The sequence below is a fragment of the Spirulina subsalsa FACHB-351 genome, assembly GCF_026130165.1.
GTDB lineage: Bacteria > Cyanobacteriota > Cyanobacteriia > Cyanobacteriales > Spirulinaceae > Spirulina_A > Spirulina_A subsalsa_A.
This window is the reverse complement of sequence record NZ_JAIHOM010000231.1, coordinates 1-2,630: the sequence shown is the minus strand read 5'-3', so window position 1 is coordinate 2,630 and position 2,630 is coordinate 1. Positions and strand designations below refer to the sequence as shown.

Here is a 2,630-nt window from a genome sequence, read left to right as displayed (position 1 = left end):
ACCACGATTATCCATCCAATAACGAAGGACTTTATTTCGGACAAATTGGGATGTCCTAATTGCTTCATTAATGGCGGTTATTTGTTGTGGTTTAGGGTAGACCTTAAACTCGTAGACAAACACGGATTATACTGAGTTAATGGATATCAAGTGTTATAATAACATGGAATTGAAAAATGGGTAATAAAAAGCCGTCCTGAAGGACGGGGCTTGTATCCCATTATTTTCGGTCACACAAACAAGCCCAGCTTCTAGGCGAACGTCAGTTTTCCTAGCTTATCGAAAAATTGGGTTTAAAATCCCCCCTTCTAGGGAGACTTTACTTGACAAGATTGGGAAATTGATAATTGATAATTGATAATTATTAATTGACTCTCCGCTCCCCCGCTCCCCTATTCCTCCGCATAATCTTCCAAGTCACGTTGAGAAAACTCAGCAGTCAGCCCCTTTTCGCCGTATTGTGGCCTAGAGAATTTATAACTCAAATGATATATTTTGATAATGAATCCGCCATTTTACGGATAACTTTACAAAAACTTCGTACAAAACCCCTATTTCTTGATGAAATCTTGTTTGCACTGCCCCGAAAATCGGGTTGTAATAAGGACAGGCGAAAAGTTAAACCCTTATTTGCTACAAGTTTTTACCGTTTCTGAACTAGGGCTGACACTACTCACTCAGGAGAACAACACCATGAAAAAATTTATCTCTACCTTACTCGTCTCTTCCGCGATCGCCGCTACTGGATTAGCCTTCACTGCCCCAGAAACCCTTGCTCAACAAGTGGGTCAAACCTGTGACGTGAACAACTTCGACCCCGCCGCTTCCATGTGTGAAGGGTCTTTTGATGGCAATGATGTGAACTTCGCGGCTGAAATCAATAATGTCTTTGGCATTGCTGATTTAGGCTTAACTTGGAACTTAGATGCCAAAATCGATATTACACAAGATGGCGGTGGTGTATTATCTGGACCCAATAGCCTTGATTTCGGGGCTTCTGTTCTCTACAACAACAGCACGGAAGGCAGTAAAGGGACTTGGAGTTTTGGCGAAGGTTTATATGATGAGGCATTCGTCATCGTTCTGAAAGCGGCCAACTCCTTCAGTGCTTATTACTTTGAAGCTGGCACCTCCATTGCTCAAGGTTGGTGGGATACCATTGGAACCTCTGCCAACGCCAACAATGGTAAAGCTGCCGAATTGTCTCACATCTCCCTCTACTTAGCCAGTTCTCCTGATCCTGATGATGACACCAGCGTACCTGAACCCGCTACTTTATTAGGTTTAGCGTTGGTGGGTGGTGCCTTTGGTTTAAGCCGTCGTCGGTCTGCCTAGATTTTCAGTTGGGCCAGGGGGGATCATATAATGTTGACCCCCCCACGGCCTGAGTAACTTCTCTTAACAAAGCTTTGGCGAAATCCTGAGAGAGGAGTTTTGCCCCAAGTATCAAAACGGTTCAACGAACAGAGGGTTAGAGTTATGGCTCTAACCCTCTTATTCTCAGTAAAAACTCTGAATTAATTTCTAAACTGAATACTCTTAAAAATGGTTGGTTTTACTGAAAAAAATTAAACCTAGAAATCTCTTGACAAAAGCTTTGCACAACACCTCTATTTCTTTACGCAATCTTGTTTGCACTGTCTCGAAAATAGCTTTCAATAGAGATATAGGGAAAAGTTAAATCCTAATTTGTCTTAAGTTTTTATCGTTTCTAGTCACAACAAGCTCTACCAACTCAGGAGAACACCATGAAAAAATTTATCTCTACATTACTCGTCTCTTCTGCGATCGCCGCTACTGGATTAGCCTTCACCGCCCCGGAAACCCTTGCTCAACAAGTGGGTCAAACCTGTGACGTGAACAACTTCGACCCCGCCGCTTCCATGTGTGAAGGGTCTTTTAGTGGCAATGATGTGAACTTCGCTAGCGAAATCAATGATGTCTTTGGCATTGGTGATTTAGGCTTAACTTGGAATATGGATGCCAAAATCGATATTACAGAAAATGGGGGTGGTGTATTATCAGGTCCCAATAGCCTAGATTTCGGGGTTTCTGTTCTCTACAACAACACCACGGAAGGAAGTCGAGGGACTTGGAGTTTTGGCGAAGGTTTATATGATGAAGCCTTTGTTATCGTTCTCAAAGCTGCCACTTCCTATAGTGCTTATTTCTTTGAAGCTGGCACCTCCATTTCCCAAGGTTGGTGGGATACCATTGGAACCTCTGCCAACGCACGCAATGGTAAAGCTGCCGAATTGTCTCACATCTCCCTCTACTTAGCCAGTTCTCCTGGTGGTGGTGATGACACCAGCGTACCTGAACCTGCTACTTTATTAGGTTTAGCCTTAGTGGGTGGTGCCTTTGGTTTAAGCCGTCGTCGGTCTTCTTAAGTTGCCATTCTAAGATGGGGGACAGTCTCCCGCATCTGGTTGAAGAAAATTCAATAGGAAAAAAAGGGTTAGATACAATCAATCTAACCCTTTTGCTATTTCAGCGTGAACTCTTGACCTCCTCACCGGACTAAAGCCACGGTGATTCCCAAACCTCACGATTTGAGTTTCTGCTTCACTCACATCTGCGTACACCACCAACTTTCATTAGTTATGTCCCCGTCTTACGCCATGTCCACA

At 43.5% G+C, this 2,630-nt stretch carries 3 protein-coding genes; 2 read left to right on the top strand and 1 reads right to left on the bottom strand.

Going from position 1 to position 2,630, the window contains the following annotated elements:
• Window positions 1-123 (bottom strand): helix-turn-helix domain-containing protein (locus K4A83_RS22490; protein WP_265266955.1); only part of this gene is annotated, 123 nt, incomplete at its 3' end.
• A 570-nt stretch (window positions 124-693) separates the two neighbouring features.
• Between K4A83_RS22490 and K4A83_RS22485 the strand changes: the two genes are divergently transcribed.
• Together K4A83_RS22485 and K4A83_RS22480 are read left to right on the top strand one after the other, a co-directional pair.
• Window positions 694-1,335 (top strand): PEP-CTERM sorting domain-containing protein, encoded by a 642-nt coding sequence (locus K4A83_RS22485; protein WP_265266954.1) that lies wholly within the window; start codon window positions 694-696, stop codon window positions 1,333-1,335.
• A 413-nt stretch (window positions 1,336-1,748) separates the two neighbouring features.
• Entirely contained in the window at window positions 1,749-2,390 is a 642-nt protein-coding gene (locus K4A83_RS22480; protein ID WP_265266953.1) for a PEP-CTERM sorting domain-containing protein, read from the top strand.
• Window positions 2,391-2,630 lie beyond the last annotated feature (240 nt).